Source organism: Rhizobium freirei PRF 81, assembly GCF_000359745.1.
In the GTDB taxonomy this organism is placed as follows: domain Bacteria; phylum Pseudomonadota; class Alphaproteobacteria; order Rhizobiales; family Rhizobiaceae; genus Rhizobium; species Rhizobium freirei.
The window spans coordinates 74,366-98,802 of the sequence record NZ_AQHN01000090.1 but is presented as its reverse complement, the minus strand read 5'-3'; the positions used below and the strand labels follow the sequence as shown (position 1 = coordinate 98,802).

Here is a 24,437-nt window from a genome sequence, read left to right as displayed (position 1 = left end):
TTACCCCGCCGCTGCGTAAGATATTTCAGGCTTCAGCGACTGGCCACGGGAAGCGCCGACCACCGCATCGACATCAAGGATCAGCGCGACACGGCCATCGCCGAGGATGGTCGCGGCCGCAATGCCGGGCACATGCGTATAGTTGGCTTCGAGGCTCTTGATGACGACCTGGCGCTGGCCCTGAATGGCATCGACCATGAGGGCGCGCTGACCGCCGCCTTCCGATTCCACCAGCAGCGCGACGCCGTCGACCGGATTGGCCTGCGTGGCGCGGAAGTTCAGGATGCGGCCAACATCGACCAGCGGGCAGAAGCTGTTGCGGATCGAGATCAGGCGATGGTTCGCACCGAAGGAATGGATGGCGGAAGCCTCAGGCTGCAGCGTTTCGACGATCGCCGTCAGCGGCACGACCAGGGTCTGGCCGGCAACGGTGACCACCATGCCGTCGAGAACGGCGAGCGTCAGCGGCAGGCTCATGGTGAAGACCGAGCCCTGACCGGGCCTGGAGCTGATGTTGATGCGGCCGCCGAGCGCCTGGATCGAGCGCTTGACCACGTCCATGCCGACGCCGCGGCCGGAAATGTCGGAGATCTTGTCGGCGGTCGAGAAGCCCGGCAGGAAGATCAGGTTGTCGACTTCCTCATCCGAAAGATTGGCGTCGGCTGCGATCAGATCGTTGTCGATAGCCTTCTGTCGCACCTTCTCGCGGTTGATACCGGCGCCGTCGTCGGCAAGCTCGATCAGGATGCGGCCGGAGCGATGCTTTGCCGTCAGGCGGACGGTGCCTTCGGGATTCTTGCCGAGCGTCGCGCGCTTTTCCGGAGTTTCGATGCCGTGGTCGACGGCATTGCGGATCATGTGGGTCAGCGGCTCGGCGAGCTTGTCGATGACGGTCTTGTCGACTTCCGTGTTCTCACCCTCGGTGATCAGGCGGATCGACTTGCCGGTCATGTCGGCGATTTCGCGCACGATACGCGACATGCGCTGGAAGACCGGCTTCACCGGCTGCGCGCGGATCGCCATGACGCTGTCCTGGATCTCGCGGGTGAGCTGTTGCAGCTCCTCGAGGCCCATATTGATCGACGACGCGCCGTTATTGTCGTTCTCGATGACGCTCTGGGAAAGCATCGCCTGGTTGATGACGAGTTCGCCGACCAGATTGATCAGCCGGTCGACGCGGTCGAGATCGACGCGAATGGTCTGGCCGACACCGGCGGCAGCGTTATTCTGCGCTGCTGCGGCGGCATTGGCGGCGGCGGCGGCCGCAAGGGCCGCTTCCTTCTTTTCGACGCGTGCGGCCACGGCGGCGAGCTGCGTGACGTTGCTCGCGGTTTCGGCAGCGGCAACGGCTGCGGCGGCATCGCTCTTTGGCTGCGGCGCCTCGCCGGCTGCCGGCTCGGCGCGCTCGTCATCGAGAATGGAAAGATCGAAGGGCACCGGAACCATCGGCAGCTCGCCATCGCCGGAAGCACCGGCATCAGCTCCGACCAGCCGGACATCGAGCTCGCAATCCCATTCGGCGAATTCGAAGACGGTGCGGATGGCATCCTCGCCCTTGTCCGTCTTGATCGAGATCGTCCACTTGAAATAGGCCCCTTCCGGGTCGATTTCGGGAAGGCCCGGCAGCGCATCCACGTCGCAATAGACGCTCATCTCGCCAAGGCGCGCGAGATCGCGCAGCAGCAGCGTGGCGTCATTGCCCTTGGCGTAGAGATCGGAGCGCGGCTTGAAGCTGACTTCATATTCCGGCATGCCATCGGCAGATGGCTCGTCGGCGCCGAAATCGTCGTCGAAGCTGAAGGGGATCGGCTGAAAACCGCTGTCATCCGTAGGCGTCGGGGCTGCGACGGGCTTCGGAGCAGGCTCGGCAACCACCGCGACGGATGGTGCAGGCACATCGCCGTTGGCCAGTGCTTCCAGTTCCTTGACCAGCCCGCGGCTGCGGGCTTGATCGACGCTGCCGCCATCGCGGGCGGCGTTGGTCAGATCGGCCAGGACATCGGCAGCCTTGAGCATGACCTTCAGGACGTCCTGGGTCGGCTCCAGCTTGTTGGATCGAACGCAATCGAGCGTCGTCTCGAAGACGTGAGCGAATGAGACCAGGTCGTCCAGACCGAAGGCCCCTGCCCCACCCTTGATGGAATGAACGGCGCGGAACACGGCATTGACGGTTTCCGGATCGCGGTCACCATCATTCATTTTCAGGAGACCGGATTCCAGTTCGGCGAGCTGCTCTTCGCACTCCTGGAAGAAAATCTCTTTGATTTCGTTCATATCCATAAGGGCGGATCCTGTTTAAGCGGTTACACGCTCGATGGCATCGATCAGCTTGGCGGGGTCGAACGGCTTGACGATCCAGCCGGTCGCACCGGCCTGGCGGGCACGGTTCTTCTTTTCAGCATCGCTCTCGGTCGTCAGGACGAGGATCGGAACGGCGCGGTATCTGTCGTTGCGGCGCACGCCCTCGATGAAGCCGAAGCCGTCGAGGCGCGGCATGTTGATATCGGTGACGATCACATCCGGATTGGCTTCTTCCAGAATTTCCAGACCTTCGACACCGTCTTCAGCCTGGATGGTCTCGAAACCCGCGTTGTTGAGGGTGACGAGAAGCATGTTTCGAATGGTCCGCGAATCATCCACGGTCAGTACTTTTTTCTTCATTGCCGGATCTCCTTGGCAAGCAGGTGAGATATATCCACCCCGATCATCTGCATCGTTTTCTGAAACGCGTCCGACACCTTGGAGAAGGTGAAGGACAGCTTGTCCTCATCCCAGGTCTTGGCAGCTGCCATGATGACCTGCATGCACAGGGCACCAATCCTTTCGACGCTGGACGCATCGATCACAACATTGCTGCCGCGCATCCCCATCAACTTGCCGCGAAGCGTCGAGGCCTCGTTGAGGTCCAGCACCGCAGCCAGACTGATTGTCTTTTCGCCTTTCCTGCTACGCATCGCTTCATTCCTTGTTGTCTGAAATCGGACCCGCCGGTCCGCATACGCATGAAACTGAAAGATCAATAGGCATTGCGTTCGCCTCCCGCGGCGGTCCTGCGAAGCGGGAAGCCGAAATCGGCCATCTCGTCCTCATCGCGCCCGACGCTGAATTCGTCACGAGCGGGAAGCTGTCGCTGCTGAGCCGCCTTCACCGGCGCCGGAGAGGCCGCATGGCGCCGCTCGCGCTCGATACGAAACTCGCGAATGGTGCGGCCAAGCTCGACGACAACGGTTTGGAGGTGATCGGCGCCTTCCTGCGAACGATTGGCCAAGCCTTCGCCTGCGGCGGCGCGCGTGCTGAAATCGCCGATATCCGTCGAGAGCGAATGCAGACCAGCCACTTGCACGTCGCTCGCCGCTGCGATCCCGGAGATGGCTTCGTTGATATCCGTCACCTGGCGGACGATGCTGCCGATCGCATCCTGCGTGCGGCCGACCATCTGCACGCCTGCATCGACCTGTGCCTTCGTGCCCGATACCAGAACCTTGATTTCGCGCGCAGCATCGGCGGAACGCTGCGCAAGGGCACGCACTTCCTGCGCGACGACGGCAAAGCCGCGGCCGCTGTCACCGGCGCGGGCGGCTTCGATGCCGGCATTCAAGGCCAGAAGATTGGTCTGGAAGGCGATCTCGTCGATGACGCCGATGATCTGGCCGATCTTTTCGGCCGAGGTCTCGATATCGGCCATGGCCGATATGGCCTGCCCGACGATCCGGCCGCTGTCTTCCGCGGCCGTACGCGTCGATACTGCCGCGCGTTCAGCCGAGCGCGTATTGGCGGCATTGCCGCGCACCTGATCGGCAAGCTCGGCAAGCTGGCGCGCCGAGGCTGCAAGGCCCTGCGACTGCTCGGCCGAATTTTCCGCGAGGGATTTCGACGAACGGGAAATGCTCTCGCTCGTCGCTTCAGCCGCCTGCACGCCGCCGGCCAGAACCGAAAACTGCTGCTGGATGTCCGCCAGCGCCGCGTTCAGGGCTTCCGCGACTTCCGCATAAGCCTCGGGACAATCGGTCGGCATCCGAGCTGTCAGATCACGATCGGCAAGACCATTGGCCATCTCGGCGATGAAGGCCGTCGCTTCGGCACGATCGGCAGCCCGTTGCTCAACCAGCATGCGCTGATGGCCGACCCGTAATTCATTGAAACGCAAGGACACGGCGATTTCGACATCGACCATGACGAGGCGAACGACCGATGTGATGAGTTCGCTCAATTCACGGGCACGGCGCTTGGCTCCGGGCAAGATAGCCCGGCCGCCCAGCTCCTCGACGAGACCGGCAAGAATATGCTCCAGCATGACGCCGTGGCCGGCAACGTGCCAGCGCGGGTCGAGCCCCATCTTGCTTTCGCTGTCGGATAGAACCTTGACGCGCTCCGCATAGAGGCTGTCGAAGCGGGCATCCGTCAATACGTCCCAATGCGAGGACTGCAGATCCTGAAGCCGTTCGAGCTGGCTTTCGCTGGTAAAATTGCGCGCAGCGTCCGGGAAAGTCTGGAAACGGTGGAAGAGATCGCGCAGGCCGGACTTGAGATGAGCCTCGAGCATGGGCCGGCTGCGGCGCAGCGTCTCACACTGTCCGGCATCGAGACCAGCAAAACGCAAGCGGTCGCGAAGGCTGCCAGCCTGCGCCCTACCTGCCTGATCTGACGGCGAATCCTGCGCCAAAATCGTCCCCGCCGAAGTGCCGCACGCGCAAGCGTCGGCGAAACCGCTGATGATCCGCGCCAGGCGCGATGAGAAGGCGAGGCAATACGCAGATAGCACCGATCAAGTGATCGGGGCGCTGAAGCTCGCTCGTTCATCAAAGTCTTGTGCGGACCTGTTTGATGAGATGGATACCGGATCGAACCCGGTACGACGGGGCGGCTTCATGCCTGCTGAGAACGAGTCACAATTTTCCCATTCCGACGTTCAGGTTCATTATTTATGGTTAATTCCTTGCCCGAAGGTTAATGACCGCGGACCGACCGTCTTGTTTCGATCATCCCTAATTTAGAGATGCCGCTTCCGCGCCTTTTGCCCGAGGACAGGCGCGGCTGAACGCAAGTCACGAGCAAGCTTCATGCCCTACTGCTCAGAGCGTAGACACCTTCGATGTCGATACGGAGAGAGCAATGATTGTTCTTGGTTTGACCGCTTCGCTGATGGCCAGCATGACGCTCGCGGCCTTCGTGCTTCTGTGCCGCATCGAAGAAGCGCGCGGCAAGGCCTCCCGCATCCTTTAACGATATCGAACCCGGTATCCCCGGCCTCAGGGTCGGGCGCGAAGCCCTTTGCAGGCTGAGAGGGCGCGCCGCCTCGCCATCTTTCTCCTTCGCCGGCAGCTAGCATTAGGCTTGATAGTTCCGTATTAAGCCTCACGACCTGGCACCGAGATCTATCATTTAATGTCCGATACGACCCAATCCCGAACGAATACCCAGACGCTTTCGCTGGGAACAGCGCTTGCGATCATCTTCGGCGTGACGCTCTGGCGCGTGCTCATGCTGCTGATCAACAGAACGGACCTGTTCGTCGACGAGGCGCAATACTGGTTCTGGGGTCAGAATTTGGATTTCGGCTATTATTCCAAGCCGCCGATGATTGCCTGGGTCATCCGCTTCTTCAATACGATCTCGGGATCGGACTCGACCTTCTGGATCCGCATATCCGCGCCGCTTTTTCATCTAGCCACCGCGCTGATGCTGATCGTTACGACGCGCCGGCTGTTCGATGGCGAGGAAGGACGCGAGATTGCCCCCTGGGCAGGCGTCATCTTCATCACGCTGCCGGCTGCATCGCTTTCGGCCGTGCTGGTGTCGACCGATACGATCCAGATCCTGTTCATCACGATCGCCATTTGGGCCTTTATCGGTCTGACCAGGCGCTCGTCCGTTTCCGAAGCGCTGATCCTCGGCATCAGTCTCGGCCTCGCTTTCATGACGAAGTATTCCGTGCTCTTCCTGCTGCCGGGCGTGGGCATCGCCTTGCTGACGCTGCGCTCGGCGCGCATTGCCTGGCGGGACGTGGCAATTGCCGCCATTGTCGGCGCTATCGTCGTGTCGCCCAATCTGTGGTGGAACCTCACGCATGACGCGGCAACGGTAAAACACACCCAAAGCATCGCCCGCTGGAGCACGGGTGACAGCGGGACCGGCCCATTGAAGCATCTCCTTAACGGGCTCAGCTTCGTCGGGGCGCAGTTCGGCGTTGTCGGTCCTGTCGTGTTCTACGCGCTTCTGTGGGCGACCTGGCGGCTGGTCCGCGGGCAAAGCGACGACAGGGAGAAATTGCTGTTCTGGCTGTCCATGCCGGTGGTGATCCTGATCGCTCTGCAGGCCCTCTTCGCCAAGGCTTACGCCAATTGGGCCGTCGCCGCCTATGCCGCAGGCACCATTTTGGCCGTCTGGCTCCTCTATCGCCTGACGAAGAAGGGGCTGGTCACCTCATTGATCATCGGCGCGGTCGTCGCCATCGTCATCCCGGTGCTGACGGTCTTCGCGCTTGATGTGAAAATTCCGAACGGCGATCTCGTCATGAAGCGCTATGTCGGCCGCAGCGTCGTCAGCCTGGAAATCGCCGATATCGCCACGACTGCGAAGCTGCCGGATATCGTGGCGTCGGACCGCGCCGTCCTCGCCGATCTCTTCTATACGCTGAAGGGCAAACCATTCCACATTTACGCCCGCAATTTCGGCGGCTTCCCGAAGAACTATTACGAGCAGGATTTCTCTCTCCCTGCCGACGTGACCGGTCCGGTGCTGTTTGTCGATTCCGATCCGATCACCTGCGCCGAGGGCCAGGCCGAGCTCATCAAGAGCTGGTCGCCTCCCTTCGGCGACATGAAGGGCACCACGCTCTATGCCTATCGCGTCCCGGCAAGCTGCCTGGCGCCGAAGCCGTGATCCCTGATTGTCCTGCCAGAGAAGAAATCGCGCCGGGATGGTTGACCGGCTGGCGTAAGTGCAGCATGACAGGCCGTACTATGAAGACGCAAGACGTCCTGATATCATGACCGAACCGCCGAGGGTCCGCCCCGGCAAAGGAATAAGGCATTTCTGACCGTTGAGCCCGCTCGAATTCGGCGCCGCCGACAGCGAAGATAGAGACGACAGGACGCACGGTGCCGGAGCGCGCGTGATCGCCTCGCTGTTCGTCGCGTTCTTTGCCTATATCGGGCTGGCGCTTGGCGGCGGCATCAACCTCGCCACGCGGGCGGATGCGGAGGCCCTCTCCTCCGGCAAGGATAGTCGGCCACTCTATCTTTCCATCCGCGATCCCGTTCGCGGCATCGTCGTTGCCGACCGGCTGGTGACGCCAAAGGCGACCTGGCACGATATCGGACCGGCGACGCTCGCGTCCGTTCCCTTGCTCGAGCATATCGCCAGGCCTTGGCAACCAAGCGATCATGCCATCGTATCGCGGCTCGAATCCGCTCATTCCCGCGCCTATCTTGCCCGCGCGCCTCCGGCCAGTTTCGCCTGAGCCGTTAGCGCCGACGCGGCGCATCTCCGACATAACCTAATTCCGCCAGCGGCCAGACCGCTGGCAACAGTGTATTTCCAAGGATAATACCCATGCGCACTTCACGATGGCTGGTGGCACTCTACTCGGTGATCATCGTGCTTGGCTTTCTTATTGCCTTGCCGAACGTACTTCCGCAGTCGACTCTCAGCAAAATTCCGTCCTGGCTGCCGCATAGCCAGGTTCCGCTCGGCCTCGACCTTCGCGGCGGCTCCTATCTCGTCCTCGAAGTCGACGAGAAGGACCTGACCAACGGCCGGCTGCAGTCCTTGCAGCAGGATTCGCGCCGCGTGCTGCGCGACAAGAACATCCTGACCCGCTCGATCGTCCGCAACGGCAATCAGGTCGTCGTGACGCTCACCGATCCCACGCAGAGTGGCGCGGCGGTGACCCAGCTGCAGACGCTGGCCAACACGGTCACGTCAGGCCTTTCCGCCGGCCAGTCCGACCTGACGATCAACCCGAATGGCGCAACGATCGCCATGTCCTTCTCGCAGGCGGGTATTTCGGCCAACGTCGATTCCGCCGTTCAGCAGAGCCTCGAAGTCATCCGCAAGCGCGTCGACCAGGTCGGCGTCGCCGAGCCGACCATCCAGCGCGTCGGCCCGAACCGCGTTCTCGTCCAGCTTCCTGGCGCGCAGGACCCGTCGCGTCTGCGCGAGCTTCTCGGTTCGACCGCGAAGATGTCCTTCCATCTGCTTGCCGACAACGCCGATCCGAACAATCCGCCTCCCGGCGTTACCATCCTCAAGGACGAGCAGGGCAACAGCTATCCGGTCCTCGACCGTATCGAACTTTCCGGCGACCGTCTGACGGATGCTCGCGTCAGCTTCGATCCGAACACGCATGAGCCGCTCGTCACCTTCCGCTTCGACAGCGCCGGTGCCAACCGCTTTGCCGAAATCACCCGCGAAAATGTCGGCAAGCCCTTCGCCATCGTCCTCGACAACAAGGTGCTGAGCGCGCCGAATATTCGCGAGCCGATCACCGGCGGTTCGGGCCAGATCTCCGGCAACTTCACCGCCGACAGCGCGACCACGCTCGCCGCCCTGCTGCGCGCCGGCGCGCTGCCCGCCAAGCTGACCGTCATCGAAGAACGCACCGTCGGCGCCGACCTCGGCAGCGACGCGATCCAGAAGGGCATCTATAGCGGCCTGGTCGGCTTCGTCCTGGTTGCCGCCTTCATCTTCGTGCTCTACGGCACCTGGGGGATCCTCGCGAATGTCGCACTGCTCATCCACACGATCCTGACCTTCTCGGCCCTGACGCTGGTCGGCGCCACGCTGACGCTGCCCGGCATCGCCGGCGTCGTTCTCGGTATCGGCCTTGCGGTTGATGCCAACGTTCTCATCAACGAGCGCATCCGCGAAGAAACCCGCAAGGGCCAAAGCGCCTTCGCCGCCATCGATAACGGCTTCAGGAAGGCTTATTCGACGATTATCGACGGCAACATGACGGCACTGATCGCAGCCGCCATCCTGTTCTACTTTGGCTCCGGCCCGGTTCGCGGCTTTGCCGTGACCATGGGTCTCGGCCTCATCATCTCGATGTTCACCTCCGTCGCCTTCGTGCGCGTCGTGATGATCGCCATCACCCGTCGCCGTAAGCTGAAGGTGCTCAACATCAGGCCGCTGATCCCCTTCAGCCCCTATGACAAGCACATCCAGTTCATGAAGGCCCGCTTCTTTGGCGTCACCGTCTCGGCGATCCTGTCGATCGCCTCGGTGGTCCTGTTCATCCATCCGGGCCTCAACTACGGCGTCGATTTCCGCGGCGGCATCCAGATGTCGGTCAAGACCAAGGAGGCGGCCGATTTGTCGACGTTCCGCGCCGGCCTGAACACGCTCGGCCTCGGCGAAATCGCGCTACAGTCCTTCGGCGACAACAACAGCATCCTTGTCCGCGCCCAGCGCCAGGATGGCGGCGAAGAAGCGCAGACAGCCGCGGTGACCAAGCTCAAGGCAGAGATCGTCAAGATCGACCCAACCGCGACCATTGAAGGCACCGATGTCATCGGGCCGAAGGTTTCTGGCGAGCTTGCCCAGGCCGGCATCCTGTCGGTCGTGATCGCCAGCCTGGCGATGCTGTTCTACATCTGGTATCGCTTCGAATGGCCGTTCGCGGTCGGCGCCATCGTCACGCTGGTACTCGACGTCACGAAGGCGATCGGCTTCTTCGCGATCACCGGCCTCGATTTCAACCTGACGGCCATCGCCGCGATCCTGACGCTTGTGGGATATTCGGTGAACGACAAGGTCGTGGTCTATGATCGCATGCGTGAAAACATGCGGCTCTACAAGTCGATGCCGCTGCGCGACATCATCGACAGGTCGATCAACGAGACCCTGGCGCGAAGCCTCTATACCAACGCCACCGCCTTCCTGGCGCTGGTGCCGATGGCGATCTGGGGCGGCAGCGCCGTCTCCAGCTTCGCGATCCCGATGGTGTTCGGCATACTCGTCGCCGGCGCCTCGTCGGTCTTCATCGCCGCGCCGATCCTGCTCTTCCTCGGCGACTGGCGCCGCCGCCATGCCAAGCCCGCCGCAAACGACACGGCATCGACCGACGGCAAGTCGGGCAAGGGCAACAAGCAGATCCCTGCCGCGGAATAAGCGAGTTTTCGATTGAAAAAGGACATGCCCGGCTTGCGGGCATGTCCACCAGCCGCTCTATCTTCTTGTTTTCTTACGCATTCCGGACGGAAAACCGCCGCGCACTTTTCCTGGAAATGCTCTAGGAAATGGACGGCATATGCAACGGTAGCCCCGGACGCGGCGCCGTTATCTTCTCAACCACACCGTTTTCCTGCTCGCTGACGAGCAGATGCTTGCCGTCGACGGTAAAGGCGATATTGCTCGGCCTCGTACCGTCCGTGCGGATATGGCCGGCCATTCTTCCCTCGGTATCGACAAGCGAGATCTCACCCAGCCCGTACATCGCGCAATAAAGCACGCCACTGCGATCGAAGGCGAGACCGGCAGGGCCGCGCAGCATGTTCATGGCAGGCGATGGCATCGATTGGACGAACAGTTCCTGCCGCCCGCCGATGATCTGCCGGTGGATTTTCCCGGTCAGCGTCTCGCTGTAATAGAGCAGCCCGTCAGCGCCGAAGGCTATGCCGCCGGCAAAGAGCAGGCCTGCGGCCAGCACCCTGATGACCCGGCCATCGGCAGGATCGATCTGATAGACACAGCCATTATAGGCTGCCTTGAAGAAATCGGGATGAATATGGCCGCCTTTGAGGAGGTCGTCGAGACGGATGCCTGAATCGGTCATGTAAAGCAGGCCATCCGGGCCAAAAGCGAGAGCATTCGGATGAAGAAACGGACCGTCGGCGCTGCCTTCGATCACCTGCAGCACACGGCCCTGCGACGATAGCCTGACGAGAGAATTTTCCGGACCGTCGGCTATCCAGAAACATCCATCACCGTCGATCGCAATCCCGCTCGGAGTGCCGCCGATTTTGCAAATTTCCTGATATGCACCGCTTGTCTCGAAAAGTTTCAGACAGCGGCGGCTGGTATCCATCTCCACCAGTGCGAAGCGCCCATCGGGCAAAGCCACCAGCCCGCTAGGCAGACGCAGCCTAGTGGCAATCGTTTCGTTCATGTCCTGAAACCTTCGTTCTACGCACTACCAAGCCACAAAACTCAACATACCGCGTCGAAATAATACATAAGCATGACAAACGCCGTTTTCGAGCCTGAATTGACCAAATCCGGATAAGATTCTTGCACAAGAGGTCACTTCCGCGTTGCCGCTCCGCCAATCTTGACAGGCTCGCGCGATTCGGAACATCCATAGAACGTCTGGATAATTTCGCCGATGCGATTCGTCTTGGATTGCGCCCGGCCATCCCTCATCCGACAGGTTCAGGAGAGTTCATGACCGCCGCCTATCTGGAAAAGCTGAACCCGGAGCAGCGGCTGGCAGTGGAGCACGGCACGACTGCAGGCGACTGTCATGTCGCCGGGCCGCTGCTTGTGATTGCCGGGGCCGGCTCCGGCAAGACGAATACGCTTGCCCATCGCGTCGCGCATCTGATCGTCAAGGGTGCGGACCCACGCCGCATTCTGCTGATGACCTTTTCGCGCCGCGCCGCCGCCGAGATGGGCCGCCGCGTCGAGCGGATCTGTCGCGAGGTGCTGGGTGCGAATGCCGGCATCACCGCCGATGCGCTTGCCTGGAGCGGCACATTCCATGGCATCGGCGCACGCCTGCTGCGGGATTACGCCGAGCAGATCGGCATCGATCCGGCCTTCACCATCCACGACCGGGAAGACAGTGCCGACCTGATGAATCTTGCGCGCCATGACCTCGGCTTTTCCAAGACGGAGAACCGTTTTCCGACCAAGGCGACATGCCTTGCCATCTACTCGCGCTCCGTCAATGCGGAGGCGCCGCTCGACGGCGTGCTGCGGGACTTCTTCCCCTGGTGCGCCATGTGGGAACAGCAGCTGCGCGATCTCTTCGCCGCCTATGTCGAGGCGAAGCAAGTGCAGAACGTGCTCGATTACGACGACCTGCTGCTCTACTGGGCGCACATGCTGCAGGAGCCGCTGATCGCCGAGGATATCGGCAGCCGCTTCGACCACGTGCTTGTCGACGAGTATCAGGATACCAATCGGCTGCAATCCTCCATCCTGCTGGCTCTCAAACCCGATGGCCGGGGATTGACCGTCGTCGGCGACGATGCGCAGTCGATCTATTCCTTCCGCGCGGCCACCGTGCGCAACATTCTGGATTTCCCCAAGGCTTTCACGCCATCGGCCGATATCGTCACGCTCGACCGCAATTATCGCTCGACGCAACCGATTCTCGCTGCCGCCAATGCCGTCATCGATCTTGCCTCGGAGCGCTTCACCAAGAACCTGCGCACAGAGCGGCAGAGCACGGAGCGCCCACGGCTGGTGACGGTGCGCGACGAGGCCGATCAGGCGCGTTACATCGCCGATCAGATATTGGAAAATCGCGAGGGCGGCACGCGGCTCAAGCAACAGGCCGTACTCTTCCGCACATCGAGCCATGGCGGCCCGCTGGAAGTGGAGCTCACCCGGCGCAACATTCCCTTCGTCAAGTTCGGCGGGCTGAAGTTCCTCGACAGCGCTCATGTCAAGGACATGCTGGCAGCTCTGCGCTTTGCCCAGAACCCGCGCGACCGCGTGGCGGGTTTCCGCCTGATGCAGCTCCTGCCCGGCGTCGGCCCATCCACGGCGCAGCGCGTGCTCGACCAGATCGGCGAAGAGGCAAGCCCGATCACGGCCCTTACCGAGCTTCCGCCGCCGCCCCGCACGGGAGACGACTGGACCGCTTTCGTCGAGACGATGCGGGAGGTCAAAAGCGGCAAGGCCGGATGGCCGGCGGAAATCGGCCTGGTTCGCCAATGGTACGAGCCGCATCTGGAGCGAGCCCATGAGGATGCCGCTACCCGCCAGGCGGATCTCGTCCAGCTCGAACAGATCGCCGCGGGCTACGGCTCGCGCGAGCGCTTTCTCACCGAACTTACGCTCGATCCGCCTGATGCAACCAGCGATCAGGCGGGCGTGCCACTGCTCGACGAGGATTATCTGATCCTGTCGACAATCCATTCCGCCAAGGGCCAAGAGTGGACGAAGGTCTTCATCCTCAACGCCGTCGACGGCTGCATCCCCGCCGATCTCGCCGTCGGGTCCTCCGCCGAGATCGAGGAGGAACGGCGGCTGCTCTATGTCGCGATGACGCGGGCCAAGGACAATCTCGATCTCGTCATCCCGCAGCGCTTCTTCGTGCACGGCCAGCATGCGCAGGGGGACAAACATGTCTTCGCCTCCCGCACCCGCTTCATTCCGGCGACACTTTTGCAATTCTTCGAGGTCTGCGGCTGGCCACAGGCGCGGGCTGAAAGCGCAGCCGCCATTCGGGCGCGAGAGGTGCGCGTCGATGTCGGGGCACGGATGCGGGGCATGTGGCGGTGAGTTATAGCGACTGAGATCGGCAGGTCAGGCATGTTCGCCGACGCCGCCTCTTCGTGCCTGGCCCCTCACCCTAGCCCTCTCCCCGCAAGCGGGGCGAGGGAACGATCTCATAAAACGGTGAGCCTTCCCTCAAGCCGAAGCCGCTTTAGGCACAATTCCCCCTCTCCCCGCTTGCGGGGAGAGGGCTGGGGTGAGAGGCAATCCGAATTTTCAACTCGGTCGAATATCGCGAGTTATACTCAATTCGCCTCCCGAAACATCTCGATAATGGCCGAAAAATCGCGGCCACCATTGCCGAGCTTTTCGAAGAGTGCATAGAGCTGCGCCGCCTCCGCTCCCAGAGGCGTGGATGCGCCGCTGGAGAGAGCCGCCTCCTGCGACAGCCGCAGGTCCTTGAGCATCAGGGCAGCTGCAAAGCCGGGCTTGTAATCATTATTGGCAGGTGAGGTCGGCACAGGGCCGGGCACGGGGCAATAGGTATTGATCGACCAGCACTGCCCTGACGAAGTCGAAGCGACGTCGAACAATGCCTGATGCGAGAGGCCGAGCTTTTCGCCGAGCACGAAGGCCTCGCAGACACCGATCATGGAAATGCCGAGGATCATGTTGTTGCAGATCTTCGCCGCCTGGCCGGCACCGGCATCGCCGCAATGGACGATCTTCTTACCCATCACGTCAAGCAGCGGTTTGGCGGCCGCAAAACTTTCCGTCGAGCCGCCGGCCATGAAGGTCAGCGTGCCGGCCGCAGCCCCCCCGGTTCCGCCGGAAACCGGCGCGTCGAGCGAGAGGCAGCCGGCATCACCCGCCATGGCATGCGCCTTGCGGGCGCTATCGACGTCGATGGTTGAGCTGTCGATCAGCAGCGTTCCCTTCGGCACGGATCGCAGCACGTCGGTCCAGACGGTGAGCACATGCTGGCCCTTCGGCAGCATGGTCACGACCACTTCGGCATCAACCAAGGCTTCGGTCAGCACATTAGCGGCCTTCACGCCCGATGCTTCTGCTGCCTTCAGCACATCATGCGAAAGATCGAAGCCAGTAACGGCATGGCCGGCCTTGACGAGATTGGCGGCCATCGGCCCTCCCATATTGCCGAGGCCGATGAATGCGATCCGTGCCATGATGTTTTCCTCCCATGATCGGTTGAAGCAATTCCAGGAAAGATGCAGATCGGCTTTCCGTCCCGGAATTGCTTAAAATAATGAGATAGAACGGTTCAGAAATTCCGTGATGAGCTGAACCACTCTAGCTCGCGAAAAGCGGCGGCTGCGGCGGAACGAAAAAGCGGTCGATCTCGGCAGCAGTGACTTCGGCCAGGCTGGCCGGAGACCATTTCGGATTGCGGTCCTTGTCGATGACCGCAGCGCGCACGCCTTCGTAGAAATCGTGATTATACAATATGCCCCGGCAGGCGCCGAGTTCACGATTGAGGCATTCGGCGAGATTGGCGCTCGCCCGCCCTGCCCGCAGCAGCCGCAAGGTCAACTTCAGGCTGGTGGGCGAGCGGCTGGCGATCACGCCGGCAGCTTCAGCGACAAACTCTCCGGGTTCAGCCGACAATGCCTTTAGAATCTCTTCCAGCGTGTCTGCGGAAAACACCCGGTCGATCACGTCGCGGTTTGCCGCAAGCCGGCTTTCGCCAGCGTCCGAAGCCATCGTGCGGATCAAGGCGTGCACGTCTGCGCCAGAGGTGGCGGCGGGCAGCGCCACTATCGCATCCATGAGAGTCAACAGCGCCGAGGACGCGACATGGTGATCGGCAAAACCGGCATGGATGACGTCTGCCGCTTCGACGGTTAAGCCCGTCAACCCCATCCAGGTGCCGGCTTCGCCCGGCGCACGCGGCAGCAGCCAGGTGGCGCCGACATCCGGGAAGTAGCCGATGCCGGTTTCGGGCATGGCAAGGCGCGTGCGCTCCGTGACGACGCGATGGCTGCCATGCGCCGACAGGCCGACGCCGCCGCCCATGGTGATACCATCCATCAACACCACATAGGGCTTGAGATAGCGCGAGATGGCGTGGTTGAGCAGGAACTCCTCGCGCCAGAAGGTCTCCGCTTCATCGGACCCCTCCTTGCCGCTCCGGTGCAGCAGGCGGATATCGCCGCCGGCACAAAAGCCGCGCTCCCCTTCGCCCATGACGATGACGCTCGCAATCGCGGGATCGGCGGCGAAATCCGCAAGGGCCGGAGCAATGACCCTTACCATTGACAGTGTCAGGCTGTTCAGCGCCTTCGGGCGGTTGAGCCTGACGATGCCGGCCGATCCGCGCCGCTCGATGATGACTTCGTCCGTGCTTTCCATGCAAATCTCCTGTCCCCGCTCACGTCAATCCTCAGAGAGTCATCGATTGTCGGCAAGGATCATTTCGGCTGCCTTCTCGGCGATCATGATGGTTGGCGAATTCGTGTTGCCTGATGTGATCGACGGCATGATGGAGGCGTCGGCAATGCGAAGCCTTGCCAGTGCTCGCAGCCGCAAGCGGGGATCAACAACGCTTTGCGCGTCGCCGCCCATGCGGCATGTGCCGACCGGGTGGAAAATCGTCGTGCCGATATCGCCGGCAGCCCGCTCCAGATCGGCGTCCGTGTCATAGGCCGGTCCAGGCTTGAACTCCTCCGGCCTGAAGCGGGCGAAAGAGGGCTGCGCCACGATCCGGCGCGTCAGGCGAATGGAGCGTACCGCGATCTCCCGGTCTCGCTGAGCCGAGAGATAATTCGGGCTGATGGCCGGCTGCAGGGCGAAATCGGGGCTGCGCACATGCACCGAGCCGCGGCTTTCGGGCCGCAGATTGCAGACGCTGGCGGTAATGGCCGGAAAGGGATGAACGGGATCGCCGAACTTGTCGAGCGAGACCGGCTGCACATGATATTGCAGATCCGGCGTTTCCTTATCCGGCCCCGAGCGGGTGAAGATGCCGAGCTGGCTCGGCGCCATCGCCATCGGGCCTGAGCGGCGAACCAGATATTCAAGGCCGATCGCCGCCTTGCCGATGAGGCTCGTCGCCTTCTCGTTCAGCGTGGCGACGCCCGTCACCTTATAGGCCATGCGCAATTGCAGATGATCCTGCAGGTTCTCGCCGACGGACCTGACCTCGCGCACGACCTCGATACCGGCCTTGCCGAGCACATTGCCATGGCCGATGCCCGACAATTCGAGAACATGCGGCGAGCCGATGGAGCCGGCCGACAGCACCGTCTCCTTGTTCGCATAGGCGCGTTTCGCCACGCCATCATGCTGGAATTCGACGCCGATGACGGCATCGCCCTCGACGATTAGGCGGCGAACCTGCGCCTTGGTATAGACGGTGAGATTGCCGCGCTGCATGGCCGGGCGCAGGAAGGCCTTCGTCGTGTTCCAGCGAATGCCGGAACGCTGGTTGACGTCGAAATAGCCCGACCCTTCATTGTTGCCGCGATTGAAATCCGCCGTCTCCGGGATGCCGGCCTCCCTGGCCGCGGCCTGGAAGGCATCCAGCACAGCCCAGCGCACGCGCGCCTTCTCGACCCGCCATTCGCCGCCGGCGCCGTGCATCTCGTCCCTGCCGCGATAGTGATCCTCGGACTTGATGAAGTGAGGCAACACGTCGTCCCAGCCCCAGCCGGCACAGCCGAGCTGCCGCCAGAGATCGTAGTCGCGCGCCTGGCCGCGCATGTAGATCATGCCGTTGATGGAAGAGCAGCCGCCGAGCACCTTGCCGCGCGGATAATTCAGCGACCGGCCGTTCAGACCCGCTTCCGCCGACGTGGTGAAGCACCAGTCGATGCGGGGATTGTTGATGCAATAGAGATAGCCGACCGGAATATGGATCCAATGGTAGTTGTCATTGCCGCCGGCTTCCAGCAGCAGCACCCTGTTATTGCGGTCAGCCGAGAGCCGGTTGGCAAGCACGCAACCGGCACTGCCGGCACCGATGATGATGTAGTCGAAGCGATCCATGTTCAAACTCAGTGATTCCCTCTCCCCGCGCGCGGGGAGAGGGCTAGGGTGAGGGGCCTGGAGGTACGGCAAACCCAGCTTCCCGATCAACCTCGAAATAGCCCCTCATCCGCCCTCCGGGCACCTTCTCCCCGCTTACGGGGAGAAGGAAAATCAAACCGCTAGCGCCGATATTCAAACCCCAGTTTCCGTCCCAGCCGCGAGGCATAGAATTCGCCGACGATGCCGCGGCGGAAGAGCAGGACGCAAACCATGAAGACGATACCGGTAATGATGGTGACCGGGAATTCCGAGGTCGCGAGATAGTTTTCCAGCGTCGCCACGAAACCGGCGCCAAAAATCGGGCCGATCAGCGTGCCGATGCCGCCGAGCAAGGTCATGAGGATCACCTCGCCGGACATCTGCCAGGCGACATCCGTCAGCGTCGCGAACTGGAAGACCAGCGCCTTGACCGCGCCTGCAAGCCCCGCGAGCGCCGCCGACATGACGAAGGCGCCGAGCTTGTAATGCGCAACGGAATAGCCGAGCGAGATCGCCCGCTGCTCGTTCTCGCGGATCGACTTCAGGATCATGCCGAACGGCGAATTGATGAAACGCCAGATGATCAGCACGCCGATCAGGAACACGGCAAGGACGAAATAATACATGTTGAAGGAGTTGTTGAGATCGAGGACACCGAGGAGGTAGCCGCGCGGCACCGATTGGATGCCATCCTCGCCATGGGTGAACTTCGCCTGCAGGCAGAAGAAATAGAACATGTAGGACAGCGCCAGCGTGATCATGGCGAAATAGATGCCCTGCCGGCGGATGGCGACGAAGCCCATGATAAGGCCGAGCAGCGAGGCGCCGGCAACCCCGATCAGGATGCCGAGCTCAGGCGGCACGCCCCATTCCTTCACCGCATGAGCGGTGAAATAAGCCGCGCCGCCGAAGAAGGTGGCGTGCCCGAAGGACAAGAGGCCGGCATAGCCGAGCAGCAGATTGAAGGCGCAGGCGAAAAGCGCGAAGCAGAGCACCTTCATGACGAAGATCGGGTAGATGAAGAACGGCGCCCAGATCAGGCCGACGAGACCGAGAACCAGCAACAGTTTCTGGATCGAGAGGCTCGGCTGCGTCTTGGATTTCAATGTGGTTGTTCCAGCCATATCACGCATCCCGACCGAAGAGGCCGGCCGGCCTCAAGAGCAGCACGATCGCCATGATCACGAAGATGACGATGTTGGAGGCTTCCGGATAGAAGACCTTGGTCAGGCCCTCGGCAACCCCGAGCATATATCCGGTGACGATCGCGCCCATGATCGAGCCCATGCCGCCGACGACGACCACGGCGAAGACGATGATGATCATGTTCGACCCCATCAGCGGCGACACCTGATAGATCGGCGCAGCGAGCACGCCCGCAAAGGCGGCAAGCGCGACGCCGAAGCCATAGGTGAGCGTCAGCAGCACCGGTACGTTGACGCCGAAGACCTGCACGAGCACGGAATTCTCGGTCGCCGCACGCAGATAGGCGCCAAGCTTGGTCTTCTCGATCAGAAGCCATGTGCCGATGCAGACGATCAGCGAGGCAATCACCACCCAGCCGCGATAGACGGGCAGGAACATGAAGCCGATATTTTTCGCACCCGCCAATTCCGTCGGAACGGCATAGGGCTGGCCCGAGGAGCCGTAGAGATAGCGGAAGGTTCCCTCGATGGTCAGCGCCATGCCGAAGGTGAAGAGCAATCCGTAAAGCGGATCGATCTTGTAGAGCTGGCGCAGGCAAAGCCGCTCGACCAGCGCTCCGAACAAGCCGACGATCAGCGGCGCCAGAACGAGGGCCGGCCAATAGCCGATGCCGGCATAGGCGAGCAGCAGATAGGCGGTGAAAGCGCCGAGCATATAGAGCGCGCCATGGGCGAAATTGATGACCCGCAACATGCCGAAGATGATCGCCAGGCCAAGGCTTAAGAGCGCATAGAAGGAGCCGTTGATCAGGCCGATCAGCAATTGACCGAGAAGAGCCTGGACGGGGATGCCGAAGATTGTCGTCATGGTTCAGACCCCCAGAACCTTGTGCAGCATATCCATGCGCTCTGTGAGTTCGCCGACAGGAAATTCCGAGACCATCTGGCCGTGATCCATCACATAGAAGCGATCGGCAATGCGGCTGGCAAAACGGAAATTCTGCTCGACGAGCAATATGGTCATACCGCGGCTTTTCAGCTTCTGCAGGACTTCGCCGATGCGCTGGACGATGACGGGAGCAAGGCCCTCGGTGGGTTCGTCGAGCAGCAGCATGCGAACGCCGGTGCGAAGAATGCGGGCCATGGCGAGCATCTGCTGCTCGCCGCCCGAGAGCCTTGTGCCGACGCTATTGCGTCGCTCATGCAGATTGGGAAACAGCTCGAAGATCTCGTCGAGCGTCATGCCGCCAGCTGCTACGACCGGCGGCAGCATCAGGTTTTCATAGACGCTGAGCGTCGAGAAGATGCCGCGCTCTTCCGGCACGAAGCCGATGCCCTGATGCGCCGTCTTGTGCAGCGGCACCTGCATCATGTCTCTGCCTGCAAATGCGATCCTGCCCTTGCGGGCGCGGACGATGCCGACGATCGTGCGCAATGTCGTCGTCTTGCCGACGCCGTTGCGGCCGAGGATGGTGATGGTTTCCCCTTCGCCTACGCGCATGTCGACGCCGTGCAGGATATGGCTTTCGCCATACCAGGCATTGAGGCCCTGAACTTCCAGAAGCGGCGCCATCGTCAAGCCTCCTCCGTGCCCATATAGGCTTCCCGGACGCGCGGGTCCCGGCTGACCGTCGCATAGTCGCCCTGGGCCAGGATCTCGCCGCGCTGCAGGACTGTGACATGATGGCAGATATCGGCAACGACGGAGAGATTGTGCTCCACCATGAGCACAGCCCTGTCGCGCGCAACATCGCGGATGATCGCGGAGACAGTGTTCACGTCCTCCAGCCCCATGCCGGCCATCGGCTCGTCGAGCAGCAGCACCTTCGGGTCGAGCGCAAGCGTGGTTGCGATCTCCAGCACGCGCTTGCGGCCATAGGAAAGATCGGCGGCGATGGCATTGCGTTCCTTCGAGAGCCCCACGGAGGCTATGAGCTGTTCGGCGCGGGCGTTGAGGCTATCGAGCGACGACAGCGGCCGCCAGAACTGGTGCGCAAGGTTGTTTGGCCGCTGCAACGCGACCCGGACATTGTCCAGCACCGTCAGATGCGGGAAGACGGCCGAAATCTGGAAGGAACGCACGAGGCCCATGCGCGCGACCTTGTCGGGTCTCGTGCGCGTAATGTCGGTGCCGAGCAGCGTAATCGTGCCGTGCGTCGGCTGCAGGAACTTGGTGAGCAGGTTGAACACCGTCGTCTTGCCAGCGCCGTTCGGGCCGATCAGCGCGTGAACGCGGGCGTGATGCACGTCGAGATCGACATTCTTGACGGCGGTGAAGCCGCCGAAATCCCGGCGCAACCCCCGGGCGGACAAGACCACCCGGGGCGCTTCATGCGGATGTGTCGCTGACATCGTCATGGGCTTGTCGCAGCCCTATTGCTTGACGAGGTCGCAGCCGCTCTTGGCCGGATCGATATAGGCTTCCTTGCCAGGGATCGTCGCCAGCACGTTGAAGTAATCCCACGGCTCCTTGCTCTCCTCGGGCTTCTTGACCTGAAGCAGATACATGTCGTGGATCATGCGGCCGTTGGCGCCGACCGTGCCGCCGCGACCGAAGAAGTCGTCGACGGGCATTTCATGCAGTTCCTTGGCGACGGCATCGGTATCGTCCGTGCCGGCCTTCTGGACGGCCTTCAGATATTGCATCACGGCGGAATAGGTGCCGGCATGGACCATGTTCGGCATCTTGCCGGTGCGGGCAAAGAAGCGCTTGCCGAATTCGCGGCTCTTGTCGTCGAGGTTCCAGTAGTAGCCTTCCGTCAGCGTCAGGCCCTGTGCCGCCTTCAGACCGATGCCGTGAACTTCGGCGAGCGTGAAGAGCAGCGCCGCCAGATGCTGGCCACTCTGGCTGATGCCGAATTCAGAAGCCTGCTTGATGGCATTCGCGGTATCGAGACCGGCATTGGCAAGGCCGATGACCTTGGCGCCCGACGATTGTGCCTGCAACAGGAAAGACGAGAAATCATTCGACGACAGGGGATGGCGGACGGAGCCCAGGATCTTGCCGCCGTTCGCCTTGACGAAATCGCTGGTCTGCTGCTCCAGCGAGTAGCCGAAGGCATAATCCGCGGTCAGAAAGAACCAGGTGTCGCCACCCTGCTTGACGAGCGCGCCGCCGGTGCCGACCGCGAGGGCGTGCGTATCGTAGGCCCAGTGGAAGCCATAGGGCGAGCACTGCTTACCGGTGAGATCGGTCGTGGCGGCACCGGTGACGATATCGATCTTCTTCTTTTCCTTGCCGACTGCCTGCACGGCGAGCGCGACCGATGAGGTCGTCAGCTCCATGATCGCATCGACCTTGTCCTGATCATACCATTGGCGGGCGATGTTGGAGGCGATATCGGGTTTGTTCTGGTGATCGGCATTGACGATCTCGATCGGCACGCCGAGAACCTTGCCGCCGAAATCCTCGGCGGCCATCTTGGCTGCTTCCACCGACGACTTGCCGCCGAAGTCGGCATAGACGCCGGATTGGTCATTCAGGATGCCGATCTTCACGACACCGTCCGAAGCGCCGGCGGCAAGGGCCGAAGTGCTCGCTGCGAGCAGAAATGCCAGGGATGCAATAAGACTCTTTCGCATATCCTCTCCTCCCAGAGATTTGGCAAAAATGAATCTGTTCAAAATTGGCCAGTCGCTTTCCTCAAAACGACTTTTCCCGATGGGCAGGATCACGGAATTCGCGCGTTGACGCAAGTCGTGATTGAAACTAATTCCAAACAATGTCTGTTCATTTTTGAACAGAAAGGGGAAACATGAAGCACGCGCCGCATTTTACCTGGGACGACCTGCAGTTTTTTCTCGCGGTGGCTCGGACAGGGCAGCTCTCGACCGCTGCCCGGCAATTGCGCACCAGCCACGCCACCGTTTCACGCCGCATCGACCGGCTGGAATTCGCCTTGAAAGTCAAGCTCTTCGAACGCAATCCGCGCGGCTACATGCTGACGGCCGTGGGCCAGCGGTTCATCGACACGGCCGAGCGCATGGAGCAGGAAACCGAGCGTCTGCAGGCAGATCTTTCGGCCGGGTCTGCGGCGCAGCGCGGCGTGGTGCGCATCAGCGCGCCGGAGGGCTTTTCCAATTTCTTCTTCACAGGCGTGCTGCCCGAATTCACCGCCCAACACCCGAATATTTCGCTGGAGCTGATCACCATCCAGCAGATCATGTCGCTCTCGCGCAAGGAAGCCGACATCGTCGTCGTGCTCGACCCGCCGAAGGCCGGGCCCTACTTTACCGAGAAGCTGACCGACTATCATCTGCAGGTCTACGGATCACGGGATTATCTCGCCCGCCGTCCACCGATCGAAAGCCGCGACGACCTGCCCGACTTCGCCTTCATCGGCTACATCGAGGATATGATCTTCGCACCGGGCCTCGACTATCTTGGCGACGTCCACCCCCGCATCAAACCGCAATTTCAGAGCTCGAGCATCTTTGCACAGCTGACGGCGGCAAAGAGCAGCCTGGGGCTCTGCGTGCTGCCGTTTTTCATCGCCGGCAAGCACCCGGATCTGCAGGTCGTGCTGCCGCAGGAAGTGGATCTGAGGCGCCACTACTGGATTACGTGTCACCGCGATTTGCGCCAGTCGCCGCGCGTGCGCACGGTCATCGATTTCCTGATGGAGGCCGTCCGCAGAGATGCGCCGGCCTTTCTCGGACCCTGGAGAGCGACCGACGGCTGACGGCTGTCACAAGCTTGCGGCCGCAAAGACCTTCTGCAACCCGCCGGCTTCGAATCCCGCGCGCTGCGCAAGATAGAGCTCCCAATCCAGCGACGAGCGCACGATGGTTTCGAGGCTGTTGTATTTCGGCGACCAGCCCAGCTCGCGATGCGCCACCGTTGCGTCGGCAACGACGCTTGCAGCGTCGCCGGGCCGGCGCGGCGCGATATGGATGGGGAAAGCGCGGCCATGCACACGCATGACCATATTGAGCACGTCGAGCACGGAATAGCCGGCACCATAGCCGCAATTGGCAACCAGCGACCGGCCGCCGCTGCGCAGATGCCGCAGTGCCAGAAGATGGGCCTCGGCAAGATCGCTGACGTGAATATAGTCGCGAACGCCCGTGCCATCATGCGTCCGATAATCCGTGCCGTAGATATCCACCTGGCGGCGGCGGCCAAGGGCCGCCTCGCAGGCGACCTTGACGAGATGCGTGGCACTCTCGCTCGATTGACCGGCCCGCCCTTCCGGATCGGCGCCGGCGACGTTGAAATAGCGCAGCGCCACATAGCCGAAATCATAGGCCGCAGCGGCATCGCGAAGCATCAGCTCCGACATGAGCTTGGATTGGCCATAGGGAGATTCCGGCCGGAGCGATGCGCTTTCTCTGACCGGCTTGTCCGCCGGCTGCGGGCCATAGACGGCGGCGGTGGAGGAGAAGACGAAATGACGGATCCCGGCCTTGATGGCAGCGCTCATCAGGATGCGAGTCTTGCCGGTATTGTTTTCGTAGTAGGAGAGAGGGTCTTCGATCGACGTCGGGACGACGGCCGAGCCGGCAAAATGGATGATGGCATCGATGTGGTTTTCGCCGAAGATCGTCTGCAGCAGCGCTTCGTCGGCGATATCGCCAAGATAGAAGCGGGCGGCGGGCGGGACCGCCCAGCGAAAGCCGGTGGACAGGCGGTCGATGACCACGACGTCCTCGCCCGCATCCAATAATTTCCAGACCATGTGGCTGCCGATATATCCGGCTCCGCCCGTCACCAACACCGTCATTCTTCGCGTCCCCGCCAAGTCTTGTTGGCGATATATGAGGCCGCTTCCCCTGCGAAATTGATTAAAAGCGAGGGGCCGGACGAGGAAGATTGCGGGAATGGTTAGGGTAGTCTTTCGCGGTTCGATTGCATTTTATCGATCGGAGCTTCGGCAC

Annotated in this window: 19 protein-coding genes; 5 read left to right on the top strand and 14 right to left on the bottom strand. The window is 61.8% G+C overall.

Annotation, left to right across the window (positions count from 1 at the left end; all coding sequences use genetic code 11):
- The 4 genes from RHSP_RS31040 to RHSP_RS31025 all read right to left on the bottom strand — a co-directional run bounded on the left by RHSP_RS31040 (position 1) and on the right by RHSP_RS31025 (position 4,663).
- Positions 1 to 2,280: a chemotaxis protein CheA gene (locus RHSP_RS31040; protein ID WP_004128529.1), complete on the bottom strand. Its 2,280-nt coding sequence runs from the start codon at positions 2,278 to 2,280 to the stop codon at positions 1 to 3.
- 15 nt (positions 2,281 to 2,295) lie between these two features.
- On the bottom strand, positions 2,296 to 2,661 hold the full coding sequence (gene cheY1 / locus RHSP_RS31035) for a chemotaxis response regulator CheY1 (protein WP_004128526.1): 366 nt from the start codon (positions 2,659 to 2,661) through the stop codon (positions 2,296 to 2,298).
- Positions 2,658 to 2,954 (bottom strand): STAS domain-containing protein, encoded by a 297-nt coding sequence (locus RHSP_RS31030; protein WP_004128522.1) that lies wholly within the window; start codon positions 2,952 to 2,954, stop codon positions 2,658 to 2,660. Before RHSP_RS31030 ends, cheY1 begins: the two co-directional genes overlap by 4 nt.
- Before the next feature lie 62 nt (positions 2,955 to 3,016).
- A complete protein-coding gene (locus RHSP_RS31025; protein ID WP_037155657.1) occupies positions 3,017 to 4,663 on the bottom strand; it encodes a globin-coupled sensor protein in 1,647 nt (548 codons plus the stop codon).
- Positions 4,664 to 5,385: 722 nt separating this feature from the next.
- Between RHSP_RS31025 and RHSP_RS31020 the strand changes: the two genes are divergently transcribed.
- From RHSP_RS31020 to secD, 3 genes are all read left to right on the top strand, one after another.
- Positions 5,386 to 6,882, top strand: a complete 1,497-nt coding sequence (locus RHSP_RS31020) for an ArnT family glycosyltransferase (RefSeq protein WP_004128516.1) — start codon at positions 5,386 to 5,388, stop codon at positions 6,880 to 6,882.
- A 160-nt stretch (positions 6,883 to 7,042) separates the two neighbouring features.
- A complete protein-coding gene (locus tag RHSP_RS31015) occupies positions 7,043 to 7,462 on the top strand; it encodes a hypothetical protein (protein ID WP_004128513.1) in 420 nt (139 codons plus the stop codon).
- A 92-nt stretch (positions 7,463 to 7,554) separates the two neighbouring features.
- Positions 7,555 to 10,113 carry a protein translocase subunit SecD gene (gene secD / locus RHSP_RS31010; RefSeq protein WP_004128510.1) on the top strand — a complete coding sequence of 853 codons (2,559 nt, stop codon included), beginning with the start codon at positions 7,555 to 7,557 and terminating at the stop codon, positions 10,111 to 10,113.
- Positions 10,114 to 10,234: 121 nt separating this feature from the next.
- Here the strand turns inward: secD and RHSP_RS31005 are convergent, their stop codons facing one another.
- A complete protein-coding gene (locus RHSP_RS31005) occupies positions 10,235 to 11,110 on the bottom strand; it encodes an SMP-30/gluconolactonase/LRE family protein (protein WP_004128507.1) in 876 nt (291 codons plus the stop codon).
- Positions 11,111 to 11,385: 275 nt separating this feature from the next.
- Here RHSP_RS31005 and RHSP_RS31000 point away from each other — a divergent pair, with 275 nt between their 5' ends.
- The gene (locus RHSP_RS31000) at positions 11,386 to 13,455 is read left to right on the top strand and encodes an ATP-dependent helicase (protein WP_037155654.1); all 2,070 of its coding nucleotides are present in this window, start codon (positions 11,386 to 11,388) and stop codon (positions 13,453 to 13,455) included.
- A gap of 239 nt (positions 13,456 to 13,694) precedes the next feature.
- Here RHSP_RS31000 and mmsB read toward each other — a convergent pair whose 3' ends face one another.
- The 8 genes from mmsB to RHSP_RS30960 form a co-directional block, all read right to left on the bottom strand.
- Positions 13,695 to 14,576, bottom strand: a complete 882-nt coding sequence (gene mmsB / locus RHSP_RS30995; protein ID WP_004128498.1) for a 3-hydroxyisobutyrate dehydrogenase — start codon at positions 14,574 to 14,576, stop codon at positions 13,695 to 13,697.
- Positions 14,577 to 14,700: 124 nt separating this feature from the next.
- Entirely contained in the window at positions 14,701 to 15,759 is a 1,059-nt protein-coding gene (locus tag RHSP_RS30990; RefSeq protein WP_004128490.1) for an enoyl-CoA hydratase/isomerase family protein, read from the bottom strand.
- A gap of 39 nt (positions 15,760 to 15,798) precedes the next feature.
- Entirely contained in the window at positions 15,799 to 17,394 is a 1,596-nt protein-coding gene (locus RHSP_RS30985; RefSeq protein ID WP_004128488.1) for a GMC family oxidoreductase, read from the bottom strand.
- A 161-nt stretch (positions 17,395 to 17,555) separates the two neighbouring features.
- On the bottom strand, positions 17,556 to 18,548 hold the full coding sequence (locus RHSP_RS30980; RefSeq protein WP_037155650.1) for a branched-chain amino acid ABC transporter permease: 993 nt from the start codon (positions 18,546 to 18,548) through the stop codon (positions 17,556 to 17,558).
- A complete protein-coding gene (locus RHSP_RS30975) occupies positions 18,541 to 19,428 on the bottom strand; it encodes a branched-chain amino acid ABC transporter permease (RefSeq protein WP_004128483.1) in 888 nt (295 codons plus the stop codon). The genes RHSP_RS30980 and RHSP_RS30975 overlap by 8 nt, the downstream gene beginning before the upstream one ends.
- A 3-nt stretch (positions 19,429 to 19,431) precedes the next feature.
- A complete protein-coding gene (locus tag RHSP_RS30970; protein WP_004128481.1) occupies positions 19,432 to 20,133 on the bottom strand; it encodes an ABC transporter ATP-binding protein in 702 nt (233 codons plus the stop codon).
- A 2-nt stretch (positions 20,134 to 20,135) separates the two neighbouring features.
- The gene (locus RHSP_RS30965) at positions 20,136 to 20,918 is read right to left on the bottom strand and encodes an ABC transporter ATP-binding protein (RefSeq protein ID WP_004128479.1); all 783 of its coding nucleotides are present in this window, start codon (positions 20,916 to 20,918) and stop codon (positions 20,136 to 20,138) included.
- Between the two features lie 15 nt (positions 20,919 to 20,933).
- On the bottom strand, positions 20,934 to 22,142 hold the full coding sequence (locus RHSP_RS30960; protein WP_004128478.1) for an ABC transporter substrate-binding protein: 1,209 nt from the start codon (positions 22,140 to 22,142) through the stop codon (positions 20,934 to 20,936).
- A gap of 173 nt (positions 22,143 to 22,315) precedes the next feature.
- Here RHSP_RS30960 and RHSP_RS30955 point away from each other — a divergent pair, with 173 nt between their 5' ends.
- Positions 22,316 to 23,242, top strand: coding sequence for a LysR family transcriptional regulator (locus tag RHSP_RS30955; protein WP_037155647.1), 927 nt, complete (start codon positions 22,316 to 22,318; stop codon positions 23,240 to 23,242).
- A gap of 6 nt (positions 23,243 to 23,248) precedes the next feature.
- Here the strand turns inward: RHSP_RS30955 and galE are convergent, their stop codons facing one another.
- Positions 23,249 to 24,283 (bottom strand): UDP-glucose 4-epimerase GalE, encoded by a 1,035-nt coding sequence (galE, locus tag RHSP_RS30950; protein WP_037155644.1) that lies wholly within the window; start codon positions 24,281 to 24,283, stop codon positions 23,249 to 23,251.
- Positions 24,284 to 24,437 lie beyond the last annotated feature (154 nt).